13 protein-coding genes are annotated in these 18777 nt (G+C 40.9%); 3 read left to right on the forward strand and 10 right to left on the reverse strand.

The genetic code is table 11. The features are described 5' to 3' along the window. Nucleotides 1-51 precede the first annotated feature (51 nt). The 5 genes from LV83_RS15655 to LV83_RS15675 form a co-directional block, all read right to left on the reverse strand. Nucleotides 52-1590, reverse strand: coding sequence for a carbon-nitrogen hydrolase family protein (locus tag LV83_RS15655; RefSeq protein WP_111612493.1), 1539 nt, complete (start codon nucleotides 1588-1590; stop codon nucleotides 52-54). Between the two features lie 44 nt (nucleotides 1591-1634). Then, nucleotides 1635-2933, reverse strand: coding sequence for a M20 family metallo-hydrolase (locus tag LV83_RS15660; protein ID WP_111612494.1), 1299 nt, complete (start codon nucleotides 2931-2933; stop codon nucleotides 1635-1637). A 110-nt stretch (nucleotides 2934-3043) separates the two neighbouring features. Next, on the reverse strand, nucleotides 3044-4045 hold the full coding sequence (locus LV83_RS15665; protein WP_111612495.1) for an acyl-ACP desaturase: 1002 nt from the start codon (nucleotides 4043-4045) through the stop codon (nucleotides 3044-3046). A gap of 320 nt (nucleotides 4046-4365) precedes the next feature. Beyond that, nucleotides 4366-5250: an SMP-30/gluconolactonase/LRE family protein gene (locus tag LV83_RS15670; protein ID WP_111612496.1), complete on the reverse strand. Its 885-nt coding sequence runs from the start codon at nucleotides 5248-5250 to the stop codon at nucleotides 4366-4368. Between the two features lie 5 nt (nucleotides 5251-5255). Continuing rightward, complete coding sequence (locus tag LV83_RS15675) at nucleotides 5256-6983, reverse strand: alpha/beta hydrolase-fold protein (protein WP_111612497.1); 1728 nt, start codon at nucleotides 6981-6983, stop codon at nucleotides 5256-5258. Nucleotides 6984-7153: 170 nt separating this feature from the next. On the opposite strand from LV83_RS15675, the gene LV83_RS15680 reads away from it, so the two are divergent. After that, nucleotides 7154-8413 (forward strand): dipeptidase, encoded by a 1260-nt coding sequence (locus tag LV83_RS15680; protein ID WP_170124576.1) that lies wholly within the window; start codon nucleotides 7154-7156, stop codon nucleotides 8411-8413. Between the two features lie 54 nt (nucleotides 8414-8467). Here the strand turns inward: LV83_RS15680 and LV83_RS15685 are convergent, their stop codons facing one another. Next, nucleotides 8468-8977: an ORF6N domain-containing protein gene (locus LV83_RS15685; protein ID WP_111612498.1), complete on the reverse strand. Its 510-nt coding sequence runs from the start codon at nucleotides 8975-8977 to the stop codon at nucleotides 8468-8470. Between the two features lie 259 nt (nucleotides 8978-9236). On the opposite strand from LV83_RS15685, the gene clpB reads away from it, so the two are divergent. Next, the gene (gene clpB / locus LV83_RS15690) at nucleotides 9237-11855 is read left to right on the forward strand and encodes an ATP-dependent chaperone ClpB (protein WP_111612499.1); all 2619 of its coding nucleotides are present in this window, start codon (nucleotides 9237-9239) and stop codon (nucleotides 11853-11855) included. Nucleotides 11856-11911: 56 nt separating this feature from the next. On the opposite strand, the gene LV83_RS15695 is transcribed toward clpB, so the two are convergent. Next, nucleotides 11912-13054, reverse strand: a complete 1143-nt coding sequence (locus LV83_RS15695) for an ATP-binding protein (RefSeq protein WP_245947072.1) — start codon at nucleotides 13052-13054, stop codon at nucleotides 11912-11914. A gap of 186 nt (nucleotides 13055-13240) precedes the next feature. Between LV83_RS15695 and LV83_RS15700 the strand changes: the two genes are divergently transcribed. Then, the gene (locus tag LV83_RS15700) at nucleotides 13241-13423 is read left to right on the forward strand and encodes a CPXCG motif-containing cysteine-rich protein (RefSeq protein ID WP_111612501.1); all 183 of its coding nucleotides are present in this window, start codon (nucleotides 13241-13243) and stop codon (nucleotides 13421-13423) included. Nucleotide 13424: 1 nt separating this feature from the next. Here the strand turns inward: LV83_RS15700 and LV83_RS15705 are convergent, their stop codons facing one another. The 3 genes from LV83_RS15705 to LV83_RS15715 all read right to left on the reverse strand — a co-directional run bounded on the left by LV83_RS15705 (nucleotide 13425) and on the right by LV83_RS15715 (nucleotide 18657). Then, nucleotides 13425-13829: a carboxypeptidase-like regulatory domain-containing protein gene (locus LV83_RS15705; RefSeq protein ID WP_111612502.1), complete on the reverse strand. Its 405-nt coding sequence runs from the start codon at nucleotides 13827-13829 to the stop codon at nucleotides 13425-13427. Nucleotides 13830-13892: 63 nt separating this feature from the next. Continuing rightward, nucleotides 13893-16127: a S9 family peptidase gene (locus LV83_RS15710; protein ID WP_111612503.1), complete on the reverse strand. Its 2235-nt coding sequence runs from the start codon at nucleotides 16125-16127 to the stop codon at nucleotides 13893-13895. 133 nt (nucleotides 16128-16260) lie between these two features. Beyond that, the gene (locus LV83_RS15715) at nucleotides 16261-18657 is read right to left on the reverse strand and encodes an outer membrane beta-barrel family protein (RefSeq protein WP_111612504.1); all 2397 of its coding nucleotides are present in this window, start codon (nucleotides 18655-18657) and stop codon (nucleotides 16261-16263) included. Between the last annotated feature and the right edge of the window lie 120 nt (nucleotides 18658-18777).

Below are 18777 nucleotides of genomic sequence, written 5' to 3' on the forward strand. Positions count from 1 at the left end.
TGTATATACATGTAATGGTTTTCAAGTGAATTTGGTTTACATAAATCCAATTTATTTTGAAATATCCTTGAGTCTGAGCTCGAACAAGTCTGTTCGACGATCCTTGCGATTTCTCACGCTTCCAAATTGCTCTAACTCCCTCAACAAGGATAGATCAACATCCGCAATCAGAGTCATTTCACTATTAGGTGTAGCTTCAGCTTTGATGCCATTGCTTGGAAATGCAAAATCACAAGGAGTGATGACCATGGACTGGGCGTATTGCATATCCATGTTATGAACTTTTGGCAAATTCCCTACACTTCCGGCCATGGCTACATAGCACTCATTTTCTATAGCTCTTGCCATTGCACAGTTGCGAACTCTAGAGTAGCCATTTTGGGTATCTGTCAAGAATGGAATGAAAAGAATATCCATTCCTTCATCAGCAAGAATTCTGCTCAATTCTGGAAATTCAGCATCGTAACAAATCAGAATGCCAATTTTACCGCAGTCTGTGTCAAAAGCTTTCAGTTGAGTTCCTCCTTGCATTCCCCAGACTTTCGCTTCAAGTGGGGAAATATGCAGCTTCTCATACATTTCAACCGAACCATCCCGTTTGCAGAGATAGCCTACATTATACAGCTTATCATTCTTGATCTTAGGCATGGAGCCGGTGATGATATTGATATTGTAAGAGACAGACAGCTGCGCAAAACGCTTGACAATCTCATCTGTATATTTTGCTAATCCACGAACAGCCTGTGCTTCGCTCAGGTGATTGAATTCTGCCATTAACGGAGCATTGAAAAGCTCCGGGAAAAGTGCAAAGTCCGAACGATATCCTGACACAGCATCGATGAAATATTCAGCCTGTTGCATCAGTTCGTCGAGATTTTCATACAAGCGCATCTGCCATTGAATCAGACCCAGGCGCACGATAGTCTTGTTTGTGGAGGCTTTTTTATTTGGCTTTTCGTAGAAAATATTATTCCATTCCAACAAGACAGCAAACTCACTTGATGCAGCATCTCCTTCCAAGTAGTTCTTCATGATCCGCGCTGGATGGAAGTCGTTCGCCAACTGAAAATTCAATACAGGATCGTAGATCTCCTTAAGTTTTACTTTTTCCAGATATTCCTTTGGCCCCATTTGATCCGCATACTTGTGGTAATTAGGGATTCTACCACCAAATACTATCCCTTTTAGATTCAGTTTTTCACAAAGCTCTTTTCGGTAATCATACAATCTTCTGCCAAGCCTCAAGCCTCGAAACTCTGGTTTGATGAAGACGTCAATACCATATAGCATATCTCCACCATTGTTATGATTATCAAAAGTGAAGTTGGTCGTGATGTCTTTATAAGTATGCTCACCTTCCAGATCGGAATCGCTCACAATGATCGATAGTGCACAGCCGGCTAGCTTATCATTAATTCGAATTACCACCTGCCCTTCAGGAAACTTGGTGATTAAACTTTCAATTTGACTTTCTTTCCAATACGAACCAGGCATACTTCTGTATGCTTCGATCATCGCCGATTTGAGGTCTGCGTAATCAGAAGGTTGTAGGTAGGATAATGATATGTTTTCTACTTGCGTATTGTCCATGGAGTTGCTAAATGTGGTTTGTTGGCCGCTAACTGGGTGCGATATTAGTCTAATTCTTTGTCAATTCTAAGAAGGGTCTGAAGCAAGACATTCGCTCCATTTGCAATGTCCTCTGGCGAAGAATATTCTTGTGGGGAATGGCTAATTCCATCTTTACTTGGGATAAAAATCATCCCAATAGGACCTAGTCTGGCCATTTCCTGTGCATCGTGTCCTGCACCACTTGGTAAGTACATGGTGCTCAAACCAAGAGAAGAGGCAGAACTTTCAATTGCTTTTTGGATAGCTGGATTAGCTAATGCTGGCTTGCTAGCCACTTCTTGATGAACAATCTTGAGATCAGTACCACTTTCTTCAGCAAATACTTTCGCTTTGCTCTCAAGTTCTGTATAGATTTTCCAGATTTTCTCAGAAGAAAGGTCTCTCAACTCCAAATTTAAAGTTACTTCTCCCGGGATTACATTTCCTGCGCCTGGGAAAGCTTCTATTTTCCCTACGGTTCCTACCTGAGCTCCTTCGTAGGTTTTAACCGTTTCATTCACTGCCAAAATAAATTTGGCAGCAGGAAGCATCGGGTCTTTTCGCATATTCATTGGAGTAGTTCCAGCGTGGTTTGCCATTCCTTTAAACGTGAATTGCCACCATTCTATGGCGACGATCCCTTCTACTACTCCGATTTGTTTTTGATTTTTCTCAAGATTCCCACCCTGCTCGATGTGAAGTTCTAGAAACGCAGCGATGTCACCTTTTTCTCTTTTTACTTCCATGATACGATCTGGATTTCCTCCTACTGCTCTGATTCCTTCAGATTGGGTCAAACCACTACTACTTTTTGTTAGTAAAGCTTCTGGAGAAAGTTGTCCAGCGATAGCCCGACTACCAACGACTCCGCCTTCTTCGTTGGTGAAAAGAATGAGTTCTAACGGATGCAGTGTGGTGATATTGTTTTCTAGTAATGTCTCCATGACTTCAATGGCACCCATAGAGCCAACTGGGCCATCGTAATCGCCACCGTTTGGAACTTCATCGATATGAGATCCGAAAATAATGGGCTTCAATCTAGGATTGCTTCCAGCCTTTTTTGCGATGATATTACCGGAAAAATCCACCGATACGTCCAATCCAAGCTTTTCTAACTTTTGAATTAAAAATTTACGGGCTGCAATATCATGGGGGCTGTAGGCAACTCGATCAGATCCGCCGGCTTCATTTTTTCCATACGTTGACAGTTCTTTGATCAGACCAGAAAGGCGATTTTGGTTTACTAGAATTGAGTGAGTTCCCTGAGCTTTCAAGCAAGAAACTGAAAAGGATAAAAGAAGCAGGCAAAATATGTATTTCATAATTATTAAATCACGTCCAGATTTATATCAGTCTTATAAGTTAGCTTAAACTGTCCTTAATCAAAAAATCCCTTCCGATGTGGAAAGGATTTTTTGAATATTGTTCATGACTATTTCAACCAAGCCAGTTTAACTTCTTCTGGGGCCTTCATTCTATCAGCCAACCTCATGTATCTATCTGAGAGTTTGACTAGGTAATCCTGAGCTTTTGAAGCTACATCGTTTAGGCCCGTTAGACTTTCGATTTTCCAAAGGCTCACCAAATGCTCAATAATTCTGGCATAATCCCATCCGGTATAAATTCCTACTTTCTGAGTGATCGCTGAGAATTCAGCGAAAAGTGAAGGGTTTGAGCCACCTTCTCCCATCAGCACTGCAGGCATTACGATTTGCTTTCTCATTAATTTTTCAAAAGCGAGAATTGCTCCATTAGGATCAATATCAAAAATGGCTGACATAAAGCTTTTATAGGCTTTCTCATGTCTCGCTTCATCTCCAGCAATTTGCTTACATATTCTTCCTAAAACTGGGTCTCCAGCGATATCTGCCAGTTTCCCGGTATTTACGTGAGAGACTTTCGTTGCTCTTTCCTGAAATGAGGTGTAAACTATGGCTTGATAAGGATCGCCTCCAGTATTCGCATCAAAACCATTCATCAGTAATCTATGAATAGTTTGTTCCATAGCTTTCATATCTACCCTTCCAGTCATGTAGAGGTATTTATTAAGAAGATCACCATGACGGTTTTCTTCAGCTGTCCAGGATTTAGACCATCTCACCCAGCCAGAAGGAGAAAGCAAACTTCTTTCAGGATTGATTCCTTCTAAGAGATTGAAATAAGTCTGATAACTTGGAAGTGCTTCTTCAGTTATCAGATTGCCAACAAGGGAAGTAAAAACTGTATCTGGAATACCTTCAGATCGTTGCTGAAGGAGTTTTATTTGATCATGAATATCCGGATCTCCAAAGTCGGGTAGGAAATCTGATGGTTGCCAGCATTTGTCTGGATCAACTAGGATATTATCTACGGCTTCGCCAACAAGACCATCCAGCTGAGAGATAACCTCTATGTTTTTTTCTAGTTCGTAATCTATTTCTCCTGATTTCATCATGGATAAATTTAAGTCCGAATTATGGCTAACTCGGTATGGTTTTGAATTAGGACAAATTTACTCACATTTGAACAAATTTCTGATAGAAAGTACCTATCAATGATTTGTCATTCTATAAGTGGTCAACTTACAGAGGTTTAACTATACAAAACATGATATTATTCATAAAATAGTGCATGTTTTGCTTTTAGGTGCTCCAAAAAGGGTGAGATTCTTTAGGAGGCATGTTCATTAATATAAGGAAAAATCAGGCCTTCCCGTTCACTTAACTAAAAAAAGCCTCCAAAGGAAGGCTTTTTTCTAAGATTAGTAAGGGAGGATTAATAATCCAATTTATAGGCTACAACTTTGTTTTTGAAGAATGTAGGGACCAAAACAATGTTGTCTTCTGGAATAAACCCTATATCTGCAGTATTGGACGAAACATCTTTAGTGTCTAATAGCAATGTCTCTCCTTCTGCGTTTACAAAGTAAATTTCTCCTGCCCAGCGAGAAGCTACATAATTGCCATCTCCCAAAATCACCAATCCATCACCACCTGTGACAGTGCTATTCATAATCATGTCGGATCCGTCTGAGTTGAGCGCAACTAGTCCGGATTTATCCAAACCATATAATGCCCCATCTTCTCCAATAGCAATACCATTGATAGACTCATGACCTTCAGTTACGGTAGAAATTGTCCCGCCATCGAGCATGTGTACTTTGCCAGTATTCATATCTGTGAAATATACTTTGCCATCATAAGTAGCCAAATCGTTGAGAAACTGTCCACCTTCAATAGGGTATTTCTTGGAGATTTTTCCTGATTCTAAGTTGATTTCGACCAATTGATCAATGTCAGTTACGTAAAGGTTTCCGTTTGCAATGCCCATACCTTTTGGTGCATTCAATCCAGTGACCCACTCCTGAGTGACTATGTTTCCTTCTTTATCGATGATGGAAATAGAACCTTTTCCATCTTTATCAGTAGGCTGCCCTTCTATATTAGATACATAGATTTTGCCAGAAGCAGCGTCGAATAGTACAGATTCATTAGTTGTCAAAGTCGAATCTGTCTCCCAAATCTTAGTAAGTGTTGGTGTTTTTACTTCCTCAACGACTACCTCCTCAGTCGTTTCTTCTGTTTTTGGAGAGGAACAATTTGCAAATAAGAATGCGCTTGAAAGTCCGAGAAGACCAAGCTTTAGTGCAGATGATTTCATATTAGTTAGTTTTTAGTTAGTGTCCAGTTGTATTGATTAAATCCTGCTGGGGCTGTTTCTTTTAGACGTTCCCCTATTTCTTCCAGATAGAGTGTATTATACCTTAGTCTGGAGATATAGTTTGGCAGAGTAGGATCTCCGTTCCAGCAATGCTCGGCGCGGTCACCGTATGCGACTGTGCCATCATAATATGGATTTTGGGTTTGTTCCAAAAATTCTTCTGTCAAATAAACTGCATTGTTTAGGTAATAATTATCCATGTCCCCACAGTATATATTTACTTTTCCCTCAAGTTTTGGTCCTAAAGTATCCCAATCCCGCTCCATGATATGGCGAAGGTCGTAATTCTCTTTCCAATAGGAAGCAACTTCTGAGTCGATTTCTCCTGAATATTTATCCCAAATTGGTTTTGGATAACCATCTGTGCCCACAGGCGAATAAACAGCTTGCCAAATATCGAACTGATCTCCGGACCTACTTTTGTTGCCCCCTATAGCCAGTTCTTTATGATTCATATCCTGCACAGTAGCAGAAATATGGCCTAAATAGTCCCTATGACCAGGGCGAAGGGTCTTCCGGAATTCGCCTTCCTGATAATAGGCATTCTGATCTTCATAGAGATTGATTGACGTATAAGCTCTGAAATCTATAGGATCAGGGCATGCTGCGAAACAGCCATTGTATTCATCAGGATAAAAAACCTGTACCGCTAAAGCTTCCCATCCACCGGTAGATCCTCCATAGAGAAAGCGTGACCACCCTTCGCCTATACCTCGGAATTTTTCCTCAATATGGGGAATCAATTCATAAGTAATGGCATCACCATAGGGCCCTAAGTTTGCGGAATTAACAGCATAGCTATCGTCATAATAAGGATTTGCATGTTGGATCTCGATAATAATGAAGCGCTGGAAGTCTGGCGAAGTCCATTTTTGATAGAAATCATAGGCTTCTTGCTGCTGAATTTTTTCGTAGCCATAAATTCCAAACCGTGCACTGTAATCATCTTCAGATAGGTCTGGGTCGGGTGGGATTGTTCTAAAACCTGAGAAATCCGAAGGAAAATGCCCGTGGAAAATCATCAAGGGGTAATACTGATTTGGGTTTTCATCATAGCCTTCTGGAAGCAAAATGTTTGCGCCAAGGAACATGTCTCTTCCCCAGAATTCTGAAAGTTTTTCTGATTTGAATTGAATATGCTTGATGTATTTTGTGTCTTCGGGCTGAGTGACTTCTGGGATAATATTTTCAATCGTCAAGCTTAGCATTTGCCCTTTTTTCCAGTCCACTTTAACTGGATTGCTGTAAATGTTTTTTGGAGCCCGCGCCCACTGCCTACCTTCTCCTTGATCCATGGGAAGTTTTACGGTGTGTCCGTCAGCTCTTTCGAAGGTGTCGTGCTTTTGGATAAAAGCTTGGACATAATAGGTGCCATCTTCCATTTCCCCAATGCTTTCTACTGGATATCCAAAACTTTCAATGTCGAAAACGATTGCTTTCGAAGCTTCATAATTTTCAAAATCCATCCCAAAAACCTGATTTGTACCCACATTATCATTGATTCCGAATCGAGGTTCTGAAGTGCTATCTGTAGAAAAAATCAAGAGCACTCGCCCATCTCTTAGCTCTGTTTGTAGAGATTCATCAATTTCGATTTCGATTTGAGAATTATTTGGAGAAGTACAGGCCCAGCTTGCAAATAGTATTAGGGCAAAATAGATGAATTGTTTCATGTTGGGTGGTTTTGTGTTGGAATTTACATATTTCCCATTGATTCTAGTGGTTATTGGTTTTTATAAACTTTAGAATCGATAATAATATGGTTCAAAACGCCATTGATGGATTAATGGGATTTCAATTAGAAAAACCACTTATCTTACGGATTAATCTAACCCACCAACTTATGAGAAAATATTTAAGCCTTGTCTTATTGGTAACCATGGCAATTGCATGTGCCCCAAAGGAAGAAGAAACTGCAGTCGATTACACAGCTCTATCTGATGAAGAGCGCCTTGAGATAGCAACACAAATTGCACATGAAACTATCATGGTAGACGGCCATGTGGATTTACCCTACCGAATGAAAGTAGGTGGATTTACACTGCAACGCGAGATTTTGGATGTGTCGGTCCGTACACCTGATGGGAACTTTGATTTTCCCAGAGCCAAAGAAGGCGGTCTTGATGCGCCTTTTATGTCTATTTATATCCCTGCTGGACTTCAGCAGACGCCAGGTTCTTCCAAGGCTTTGGCAGATTCTCTCATTCTAATGACAGAACGTTTGGCTGAGACTTTTCCAGATCAATTTGCCATGGCATATAGCCCCGCCGATATTGAAGCTAATTTTGCCGTAGGCAAAGTCTCTCTTCCAATGGGAATGGAAAATGGATCTGCACTAGAGGATAATATCTCAAACGTGGAATATTTTCACGGACGAGGTATTCGGTACATCACACTAACTCACGGGAAAGCCAATCTGATTGGAGACAGCAGCTATGATACAGTAAGACTATATAATGGCTTGAGCGAATATGGCGAGAAGGTAGTGGCTGAAATGAACCGAGTGGGTATTATGGTTGATTTGTCACACGTTTCAGATGATACTTTTAAGGATGCATTGGCGATTACCAAAGTTCCTACCATCGCCTCGCACTCATCTGTGAGGGCTTTTACTCCTGGTTTTGAGCGGAACATGAGTGATGAGTTGATTCAGGCTATGGCCAAAAATGGTGGAGTGATGATGATTAATTTCGGTGGTACTTTTATTGATTCTGCCTATGCTGCGGGAAGTTCAGCGGTACGTGAGCATCTCATTAACTACCTAGCAGAAAATAATCTTTCGAGAGGAGATTCCGCAGCTCAGGCGTATATTTCTGAATACACAGCCGCTAACAATCCATTCCCAACAGTGCAGAGAGTTGCCGATCACATAGATTATGTGAAAGATTTAGTGGGCATTGACTACGTAGGTTTGGGTTCCGATTTCGATGGCGTTGGTGATTCTTTGCCTACAGGATTGAAAGATGTTTCTATGTATCCAAACCTGATTGCGGAACTTTTAAAGCGTGGTTACTCTCGGGAGGAAATTGAAAAGATTTGTTATAAAAATATATTCAGAGTATGGCAGGCTGTGGAGGATTATGCAGTTTCTCAAAAGGGATAAAAATTTGAAAGATATATTTACTTTGACCCTGTTTCATATGTATGGAACAGGGTTTTATTTTTTAAAACCAATTGTGTTCCTTTCCCCTAAACTTGGCTTCAGAAGTTCTTCTATCATTTGATAAATATGATTGATGTGCTGATTTTGGTTGGATTCTGCATCTTGTAATGCTTGAATTTTGTCCTGCAGCTCTGAATAATTAAGCGCCCATTCTCTGATCCTTACGAATGTTCGAATGATAGAAATATTGACTTGAATGGCCCTAGGGCTGTTTAGCACTGATGAAAGCATAGCAACGCCCTGTTCTGTGAAAACATATGGCAAGGTTCGACGACCTCCCCAACTTGAAGTCGCAATTTGCGACTTCAAGTTTGCCCATTCATCTGAAGTAAGGTGAAACATAAAATCTTCGGGAAAGCGATCTAGACTTCTTTTGACTTGCTCGTTAAGTCGTTTTGTTTCTACACCATACATTTCCGCCAGATCACTATCCAGCATTACCTTCTGATTTCGGATTTTGTGAATGAGCTGTAGTACCTGCTCCTCATTTAAAAGCTCACTCATAAATGATTGTTTTAAAAAGTGTAAACTAATATATAGAAATAGCCTCTTTTAACTACTCATAATGTCGTGAAATCATCATATTCCGAATAAAATTCTGCCAACTTTTCAGTTTTATAGGGTGAAATTCAATTTTTCCAGCCATTGTGACCGAGAAAAGCAATTGGAGGTAGTTTTGATAATAAGGATTATAGCAAGTCCAGAGATTGAATCATTTGGCCTTGACTAGTAAAAGTAGATACCACTAATAACCAACTATACTATGGACTTTAAGCAATTCACTATAAAATCTCAGGAGGCGATTCAAAAGGCTCTGGAGATAGCTTCTTCAGCTGGACAGCCCAATATTGAGCCGGCACATTTGCTGAAAGGAATTATCTCAGAGGATGAAAATGTAACTGAGTTTTTGTTCAAAAAACTTGGGACAAATAAGCAATTCATTTCCCAAAGACTAGATGAGCAATTGGCGAGACTGCCGAAAGTAAGCGGCGGACAGCAGCCACATTTATCGAATTATTCTAATCAAGTGCTTACAAAAGCAAAGGATTACCTGAAGACTTTTGGAGATGAATATGTTGCAATAGAGCATTTGTTGCTGGCTATTTTGGCCTCAGGTGATGCTACTTCTCAGCTATTGAAGGATCAAGGTATTTCAGAAAAAGCATTGATCGAGGCAATTAAAGAACTTAGAAAAGGAAATAAGGTGACTGATCCGAATGCAGAAAGTAAATATCAGGCACTGGAGAAATACTCTAAGAATCTGAATGAGATGGCTAAAAAGGGGAAAATTGACCCTGTGATAGGCCGTGATGAAGAAATTAGAAGAGTGCTTCAGATTTTGGCTAGAAGAACCAAAAATAACCCGATTCTTCTAGGTGAGCCAGGTGTGGGTAAGACTGCAATTGTGGAAGGCCTCGCGCAAAGAATTGTTTCTGGAGATGTGCCTGAAAACCTAAAATCCAAGACTCTTATCTCTTTAGATATGGGTTTGCTAGTGGCAGGAGCCAAATACAAAGGAGAATTCGAGGAGCGACTGAAAGCAGTAATCAAAGAAGTGACTGACGCTGAGGGAGAGATAATCTTATTTATAGATGAGATTCACACCTTGATCGGTGCAGGTGGAGGCGGAGAAGGAGCCATGGATGCGGCCAACTTGCTGAAACCAGCTTTGGCACGAGGAGAACTTCATGCAATCGGAGCTACTACGCTGAAGGAATATCAGAAATACATTGAAAAAGATAAGGCGCTGGAGCGAAGGTTCCAGGCAGTAATCGTAGATGAACCTGATGCTGCAGATGCGATCTCGATCCTTAGAGGGATTAAGGATAAGTATGAATTGCACCATGGTGTGCGAATTAAAGATGATGCTGTAATTGCGGCAGTAGAGCTTTCTCAGCGATATATTTCCGATCGTTTCTTGCCAGATAAGGCCATTGACTTGATGGATGAAGCCGGAGCCAAATTAAGGATGGAAATTGATTCCTTGCCGCAGGAATTAGACGAGTTGAATCGTCGAATTATGCAGCTAGAGATCGAACGAGAGGCAATTCGAAGGGAAAAAAACAAGGATAAAGAGACAGTATTAAGTAAGGAATTGGCTGAGTTGGCTGAAAAGCGTGACAGTGTAAAAGCGAAGTGGGAAAGTGAAAAGGCTGTAATCACGGGTATTCAACGTGAAAAAGAGCGTATTGACAATTATAAAGTTGAAGCTGAGCAAGCTGAGCGAGCTGGAGATTTTGGCAAAGTAGCGGAGATCCGATATGGTAAAATTGGTGAATCAGAACAGAAATTGGAGTCTTTCAAGAGCCAGTTGAAGGAAATGCAAGCTGGCTCTCCTTTGCTGAAAGAGGAGGTAGATCAGGAGGATATTGCAGCTGTAGTGTCTAAATGGACAGGAATTCCAATGAACAAAATGATCCAGTCAGAGCGTGAGAAGTTATTGCACTTGGAGGAAGAACTAGGAAGAAGAATAGCTGGTCAGAAGGAAGCAATCACTGCCTTATCAGATGCTGTTCGGAGAAGCCGGGCTGGACTACAGGATCCAAAGCGTCCGATTGGTAGCTTCATATTCATGGGTACGACTGGAGTTGGTAAAACTGAGCTTGCGAAAGCTTTGGCAGAATACCTCTTTAACGACGAGAATTCCATGGTGCGAATCGACATGTCAGAGTACCAAGAAAGACATGCAGTCAGCCGATTGGTAGGAGCGCCTCCAGGCTATGTAGGATACGATGAAGGTGGTCAGCTGACGGAAGCTGTCCGTAGAAAGCCTTATTCTGTCATCTTATTAGATGAGATTGAAAAAGCGCATCCGGATGTCTTTAATATCCTCTTGCAAGTCTTGGATGACGGTAGATTGACTGATAATAAAGGCAGAATTGCCAATTTTAAGAACACGATTATCATCTTGACAACTAATATCGGATCGCACTTGATTCAAGAGCGATTTGCTGAGATGGAGGAGTGGAATAAAGATGAGGTTTTGGATAAGACCAAAACAGAAGTTTATGAGCTGTTGAAAAAGTCTGTTCGTCCAGAGTTCTTAAATAGAATAGATGAAACGATTATGTTTGAGCCGCTGAACAAGCAGATTATCCGTAAGATCGTGGATATTCAATGGAGAGAGATTCAGCATCGTTTATCCGAATCAGGTATAGAAATAGAAGCGACCAAAGACGTCTTGGATTATCTAGGTGAAGTAGGTTTTGATGCGAATTTCGGAGCAAGGCCGCTGAAGCGAACCATGCAGCGATTAGTACTCAACGAGCTTTCCAAACAGATTTTGGCAGGTTATATCAAAAACGACTCTGCGGTCTTGGTGGATTTGGATGCTGATAAGCAGGTTTACTTTAAAAATGTCGGCTCTGAAATAGAAGTGTAATTTAGGTTATTGGTTAGCGTTAAACCCTCGGAGCAAGTAGCTTCGAGGGTTTTTTGTTACCCTCCGATCCAATCCAGGTAATTCCCTGAATGAATCACATCGTATGTGGAGTCAGGGTAGGCTTTTGTCCAAGCAGCGGGAGCTTTGGGAGCTTTGGTACTTTTGTATTTAAACTCGTAAGCCCGAAGTGTATCAGCCCCTTCTTCCACCCAATCGATTTCCTGCTGGTCATATGTTCTCCAGAAATAATTAGTACAGCGAATATGACTGTAATTCTGAAACTTCATCCGTTCTACGGCGAGGTAGTTTTCCCAAAGTTCTCCCACATCAGCCCGAAGTTCTAATCGATTGAAGTTTTGGATAATTGCATTCCGCACACCATTATCATAGAAATACCAGCGGCTATTTTTGACGATTTCCTTGCGAAGATTTCTACTGTATCCACCGATCTTGAAGACCACGAAAACTTTGGAAAGGAGATCCAGGTAGCGCTCCACGGTGTTTTTGGACATGCCAAGTTGCTTACCGAGTTCTTCCAGCGAAACTTCCTTTCCTACCTGAAAAGCCACTAGCCGGAGTAGCGAGTAGAGCTTGTCAGAATTTTTTACCCCATCCGCCATCAGAATGTCTTTCAACAGGTAATCATTCATAATCTGATAGAGGTAGTCTTCCTTGTCTTTCCAATCAGGATAGCGAGTCAGTTCAGGGTAGCCTCCGAATATCAGCCGTTCTTCGCGCTTTTCCAGCGTAGTTTTGAAATCTTCCACTTGAGCAAATTCCATCTGGGCTAAAGGAAAGAGGAATAGCATGTTTTTTCTCCCTACCAGGGGTTCGCCTACTTGCTGGTGCATGTCGAAGGATGAGGAGCCAGTGCCTATTACTTGTATTCCTTCAATCGTATCTACAATCAGCTTTAAAATCAGCCCAATCTCAGGGATATGTTGTGCCTCATCGATGATCAAAAGCGTTTTGCCAGCTAGCAGACGGCTGTAGTTTGCTACTGATCTTTCTTGTAAAAGCGCCGCATCGAGCACATCTTCTCCATTAAGGATCAGGCTTTGCTGAGGATCGACATCTTTGGTAAATTGACGTACAAGCGCAGTTTTCCCTGATCTTCGTGGACCGAGAATCATCAATACCTTATTCGGTATGAGTTTCCGATCAAAATCGGCTCGTAATGCTCTGGGGATATTTTGCACTGTCTATCTTATTGAAATACAGCACAAAGTAAATTGTTTTTGCTAGAATTTAAAAGATAACTGACGGAATTAACGTAAATAGCGTCAGTTAGCTGATGGAATTAACGTAAATAGCGTCAGTTGACTGACGGAATTAATGTGAATAGCGTCATTTGATTAAAGAAATGTAATTGATTATCTTCTGATATGCTTGAGCATTTCTTTCCATGTCCTTATTGCTTCGAGGAGATTTCTATGTTGATTGATCCTTCCGTGGCCTCCCAAAAGTATATTGAGGACTGTGAAATTTGCTGTAATCCGATTGAGGTTCAGATCACAATTGAGGAAAATGAAATTGTTTCTTTTGAAGCAAAATCAATCGAGCATTAAGCTACTCTACTTCTTTTTTCAGGGTGATTTTTCCCAGGTCCTTTGGTAATTTCTTTGTGTTTACCAACATCTCTGTGGATTCGTAATCAATCATTGAGATTTTTAAGGTCACAGTTTCTTCATTAAATTTTTCCAAATCCAACCAGAAATTACCTTCTATGTTAGCAACAGTTCCGGTAGTTGCATCTTTGACTTTGATGACCGCGCCAGGGATTGGCTTGTTTTCTGATGAAACAATAAGGCCTTTTACAGTTTTTTCATATTCTACTTGTTCCGTGTCAGGAGCTGCGGTAAGCTTGGAGATAGAAAAGGCTAATCCTCCAAGAAATAAACAAAATGAGACGATCACCCCAATATTTATCCTCCTTAACTTACGTTTGTGTGAATCAATCGATGTATTTTTCATAGTCCTACTAAATTTTAATAGTAAGAAAAATAAAATAGTTGATTAATCCTAATCTTTTGATAATTAGTTAACTGGAGTGTTTCTAAGCAAATAATTTGTTAATAGTGTATACAAGTGAAGGGACGTTCCAGCTCCCTCATTTATTCCGTGAGATCGGTTTGGGTAAGGCATCATCTGGAATTGCTTATTATGTTTGATCAGCTCATTCATTAGCATTTCTGCCCCTTGATAGTGGACATTGTCATCGCCTGTACCGTGTACGATCAGGAGATTACCTTCGAGATTTTTGGCATAAGTAATTGGAGACCCATTGACAAAGTCGTCCATGTTCTCCTGAGGGAGTCCCATGTAACGCTCCTGATAGATATTATCATAAATCAGTTGATTCGAAACGGCAGCTACCGACATTCCAGTTTGATACACTTCAGGGAATTTAAACATCAAATTTAAAGTCATAGAACCTCCACCGCTCCAGCCCCAAACGGCTACTCTAGATTCATCCAAGTAAGGAAGTTTCAGTAATTCCTTAGCAGCCAAACCTTGATCCCGAGCATTGATCACACCGATTTTCCGGTAAATACTCTTTCTCCATTCGCTACCTTTCAACGTCGGGGTTCCTCGATTATCCATATCAATGATGAAGTAGCCTTTTTGCGCCAGCATGATATTGTAAAGTCCAACTTGCGTATCTGTAGCCACCGTGCTCCAAGGTTCGCCATAGACGTGGAAAACCACTGGGTATTTCTTTTTCTCATCAAAATCCACCGGATAAATAACCCGCGCATCCAAGGTTACGCCCTCAGATGTAGTCACGGTTGTGAATTTGATTTCCGGTGTTTTGAGCGAAGCTAATTTTGCTTTGTAAGCCTCATTTTCTACCAGGTATTTTACGACCTTATGATCAGGCAAGGCAACCAATCTTGTGGTCAAAGGATCTGAAGTGCTTTGATGATTGTGAACCGCAACTTGTCCGTTTGGTGCGATGTCATAGGTATTCACTCCTTCGAAAGCATCTGGTGTCACTCGTCGGAGTTTTCCTTTGCCAGCTAGATCAATCGCATATAGATACCGCTGGGTGGCGTTATCTGGTGAAGCGATAAAGAAAACTTCCTTGTCCGAAAGTCCTCCATATGAGGCGACATCAAATTCCCCTGGTGTGAGTAAAGTCTTGTTTCCGGAAGCAATATTTACTTTATAAATATGTCTCCATCCGTCTTTTTCGGTCATGCGTAGAAAAGCTTTTCCATCATCGACCAGCGGCAAGCTATTATCGCTCCAGCCATATCTGGACAAATCAGGATAGGCTAGATCTACCCAAGTCTCCTCCGTCTCCACATACACTTTTTTCAGTTCTTCGTTGGAAGGTTTATAGGTCCAGATGGTCAGTTGGTTTTGCTTTCGGTTCATCTGCTGGATCAGAAGCAAATCTTCATTGATCCACTGCATTCCCGGTAAGTAATTTTCCTTTTCTCCACCTGGAATAGGAAGCCATTCTGTATTTTTTGAAGCCAAATCAATGAGCCCAATTTTGGCTCCAGCCGGCTCTTCACCGACTTTTGGGTACTGAAGTGGAATGGGCTTAGAATATACCGAGTCGGTATTATTGATCATGTAAAAAGTGCCAATTTCCGAGGCGTCGATCTGCCAAAAAGCGATGTGCTCCGCATCAGGGCTCCATGCAAAACCGTCCCGCTTGCCAAATTCCTCCTCATAAGCCCAGTCAAAGGTTCCGTTGATGATTTTGTCTGTTCCGTCAGAGGTCAATTGGGTGACTTCTCCAGTTTGAAAGTCTTCCAGGTACAGATTGAACTTCTGCACATAAGCGACTTTTGAGTTGTCGGCAGAAAACTTTGCAAACATCAGAGACGAAGGCTCAAAGTCATTTCCAAGTTGCTTTAAATCCTCATTCTCCAAATCATAAACCCAGTAATCTCCTTTTGTATTTGATCTCCAGACCCGACTGGAATTGTTGAAAATCAAGACTTTAGATCCATCATCAGAAAGACTAAAGGATTCGATTGTGATTGGTTTGCCATTGTTTTGCAACGCAGAACCCGGCACGAAAACACTTTTCTCCAAACTCTTACTATCCCATCTCACCAATTCATTTCCGTCCTCCACGGTCACATAAGCCGCTCCATTTTCTATCCATTGGATGGGTTGAAGTCTTTCCTGCTGGAATTCACTCGAAGCATAGATTCGTTCTAGTGTGAGTAAGTCTGATTTTTGGGCAAGAATTGAGCTTGTTATAAAGAAGCAAAGGAAGAATAACAGTTGTGATGGTTTTGTAAAACGCATGACTTGTTTAGTTTAAACTGATGTCTTCAAAAATAAGGGAATATCCCAAGATTTTTCAATAGAGGTCAATTCAAACGAAAAACAGATCAATGTGACCTGTTTACTGTACTTTTTAAACTAATGAAACTCGTATTTACTGCTTTAGGCGATAACTCATTGTCAAGTTGATTTGTCTCATTTGACGCTGAGAGCTGGATTCTGTATAGAAATTCACACCTTCAGTGATAGTTCTGTCTTTCCTTGAATTTAGAATGTCAGTCACGTTCAATGTCAAAGTTCCCCGTTCTTTGATTATATCCTTACTAGCGGATAAATCCATAAAGAAAATCCCTTTTCTGATTCCCTGAGCAGTCTTTTGCCTTGCTTCATAATTAGCACGAAACTGTAAGTCCAGCCCATTTTTTAGAGTAAATCGGGAAGTTTGACGGAACAACCAAGAATAGGTTTTTGCAGTGTAGTCAGCCTGAATGTTGCTTCCATCGATTGTAGCATGAAAGAAATTCACATTTAGGTCAATTTTCCACCAGTCTTTTGGGCGGTAATCTCCGCTTAGTTCTATTCCAAATGAGTTTTCCCCGTTCAAATTATAGGGCCTTGTAATCGATTGACCATCTTCATTTACGGTTCGAATTCTCTCAATTTTCTCTACAGTACTCCTGTAATAGACGGTGGAAAAGAGGGTTCCTTTTTCAAAGTACTTGATGTGGCCCAATTCGAATGCATCGGTGTATTCTGGATCCAAATCTGGATTTCCGCTGAAGAAATTTCTCGCATCTGAGAAGGTAACATAAGGACTCAAATCATTGTAAACAGGTCTTTGAACCCTTCGGCTATAGCTGAGTTGAAAAGCATTTTCGTCGGTGATGCTATAGGTCAAATGAGCACTTGGGAAAAGGTTGGTGTATTTTCTTGGGTTCTCTTCATTTGTCTCTTTCAGAATAGTTCTAACATCTGTGTTTTCTACTCTTAAACCTGCCTGATAGCTCCAGTTGTTCGTCTTATTGCCAATGATGCCATACGCAGCCATGATGTTTTCATCATAAAGAAAGATATTATCCAATCCTGGAATCGGTGTAAATTCTCCATCTTCACCTTTTTCCTGCACGAGGTAATCATTTTTCATTCTTCTGAAACTCGTTCTAAAGCCCGTTTCAAACTTTCCTTCTTTTCCAAAAGGTCTGACGTAATCCAGCATGAGCAAATATTGATTTTCGTATTCGTCATTTAGGGAAGTTTGGACTTCTTCTAGCGCTTGATTTTCGATTCCATCAGGGGAAAAAGTGTTCTGTGTAAAAATCTGATCAGAGTTTTCCCAATAATTCAGGTAGGTAAAAGTGGTAGTGAGCTCGTGGCCTTTTTCCTCAAATGTCCGCTTGTAGTTCGCTGAAATCTCTGAGTTTGGCTCCTGTTCTTTTTCATCTTGTCTCCGGAGCGTATAGCTTTGAAGGTTGCCGATGCTGTTCCAGGAATCTTCGTAGCGGATGTCTGTGATTCGATGTGCATCACTTCTTCTCCACAAATAGGAAAAAGTGAGGATGCTATTCTCATTGAAATAATAGTCCAGCCCACCTCGGATGTTATTATTCCAACTTTCCACATTGCCATCCCTAGTCTGATTGGAGATAAAAGTGGTGTCCTCGCCATAAACTTCTTGGTAGAGATCCGCCACATTTGGAGATCGGCGGTGAGCGAGCCCGTAGTTTATAAACCAGTTGATTTTTTTGTGCCTGTAATTCAAATTAGCTGTAAAACCCAGGTTAGTTGGTGTTCCGGCAATAACCTCAAAAGAACCATTGAAACCCTGATTATTCTCTTTTTTCAAAATGATATTGATCACTCCAGCCATACCTTCCGCTTCGTAGCGTGCGGAGGGATTGGTGATCACTTCCACTCTGTCTATCATATTGGCAGGAAGTTGGCGAAGCCCACTACTTCCCTTGAAACTCACCAATCCAGAGGGTTTTCCATCAATCAAAATTCTAACATTCGCAGATCCTCTCAATCGTACATTTCCTTCTGGATCTACTGCAATTGAAGGTAAATTCATCAAAATATCATTTGCTGTGCCTCCTGCATTTGCCAGATCTTTCCCAACATTGAAGATTCTTTTGTCCAGAGAAAGCTCCATAATAGTCTTCTCACCTTGGACTACTACTTCGTCTAGGTCTCCAGCGGTTGACTCCATTTCTATCAGACCTAGGTCGATCGTATTGTTTGTAGTAGTGAAATTGATCGTCCTGGTTTTATGAGACTCAAAACCCATAAATTCTATTAGAGCATAAAAGTTGCCTACGGGCACATCTATAGAAAACTTTCCATTTTCTGCAGTAATTCCTCCGGCCACTAGACTATCTCTTTCTGAGTAAATACCAATAGTAGCAAATCCCATGGGGTTTTCACTTTCTTTTTCTTTGACCACACCAGAAAGTTTAGTCTTGCTTTGTTGAGAATATCCTGTTGTACCTAAAAGGAAAACTAAAACGAGTAAAGTCCCGAATTTTCCTAAACATAATATTGTAGCGCGATCCATTTTGCTGGAAGAGGTTTTGATTTTGGGTTATTGAACTTCCAAATCAAATATTGACTTGAGGGTAGATGTTGGGAATATATTTTGAAAAATCTGAATATCCAGATAATAATTGACCAAAGG

This window comes from Algoriphagus yeomjeoni (genome assembly GCF_003259505.1).
GTDB lineage: Bacteria > Bacteroidota > Bacteroidia > Cytophagales > Cyclobacteriaceae > Algoriphagus > Algoriphagus yeomjeoni.

Coding starts and splice junctions, on each gene's coding strand:
- LV83_RS15660 (WP_111612494.1), bottom strand. CDS start 2,933: ATGAAATACATATTTTGCCTGCTTCTTTTATCCTTTTCAGTTTCTTGC.
- LV83_RS15655 (WP_111612493.1), bottom strand. CDS start 1,590: ATGGACAATACGCAAGTAGAAAACATATCATTATCCTACCTACAACCT.
- LV83_RS15710 (WP_111612503.1), bottom strand. CDS start 16,127: ATGCGTTTTACAAAACCATCACAACTGTTATTCTTCCTTTGCTTCTTT.
- LV83_RS15675 (WP_111612497.1), bottom strand. CDS start 6,983: ATGAAACAATTCATCTATTTTGCCCTAATACTATTTGCAAGCTGGGCC.
- LV83_RS15680 (WP_170124576.1), top strand. CDS start 7,154: ATGAGAAAATATTTAAGCCTTGTCTTATTGGTAACCATGGCAATTGCA.
- LV83_RS15705 (WP_111612502.1), bottom strand. CDS start 13,829: ATGAAAAATACATCGATTGATTCACACAAACGTAAGTTAAGGAGGATA.
- LV83_RS15715 (WP_111612504.1), bottom strand. CDS start 18,657: ATGGATCGCGCTACAATATTATGTTTAGGAAAATTCGGGACTTTACTC.
- LV83_RS15700 (WP_111612501.1), top strand. CDS start 13,241: ATGCTTGAGCATTTCTTTCCATGTCCTTATTGCTTCGAGGAGATTTCT.
- LV83_RS15685 (WP_111612498.1), bottom strand. CDS start 8,977: ATGAGTGAGCTTTTAAATGAGGAGCAGGTACTACAGCTCATTCACAAA.
- clpB (WP_111612499.1), top strand. CDS start 9,237: ATGGACTTTAAGCAATTCACTATAAAATCTCAGGAGGCGATTCAAAAG.
- LV83_RS15670 (WP_111612496.1), bottom strand. CDS start 5,250: ATGAAATCATCTGCACTAAAGCTTGGTCTTCTCGGACTTTCAAGCGCA.
- LV83_RS15665 (WP_111612495.1), bottom strand. CDS start 4,045: ATGATGAAATCAGGAGAAATAGATTACGAACTAGAAAAAAACATAGAG.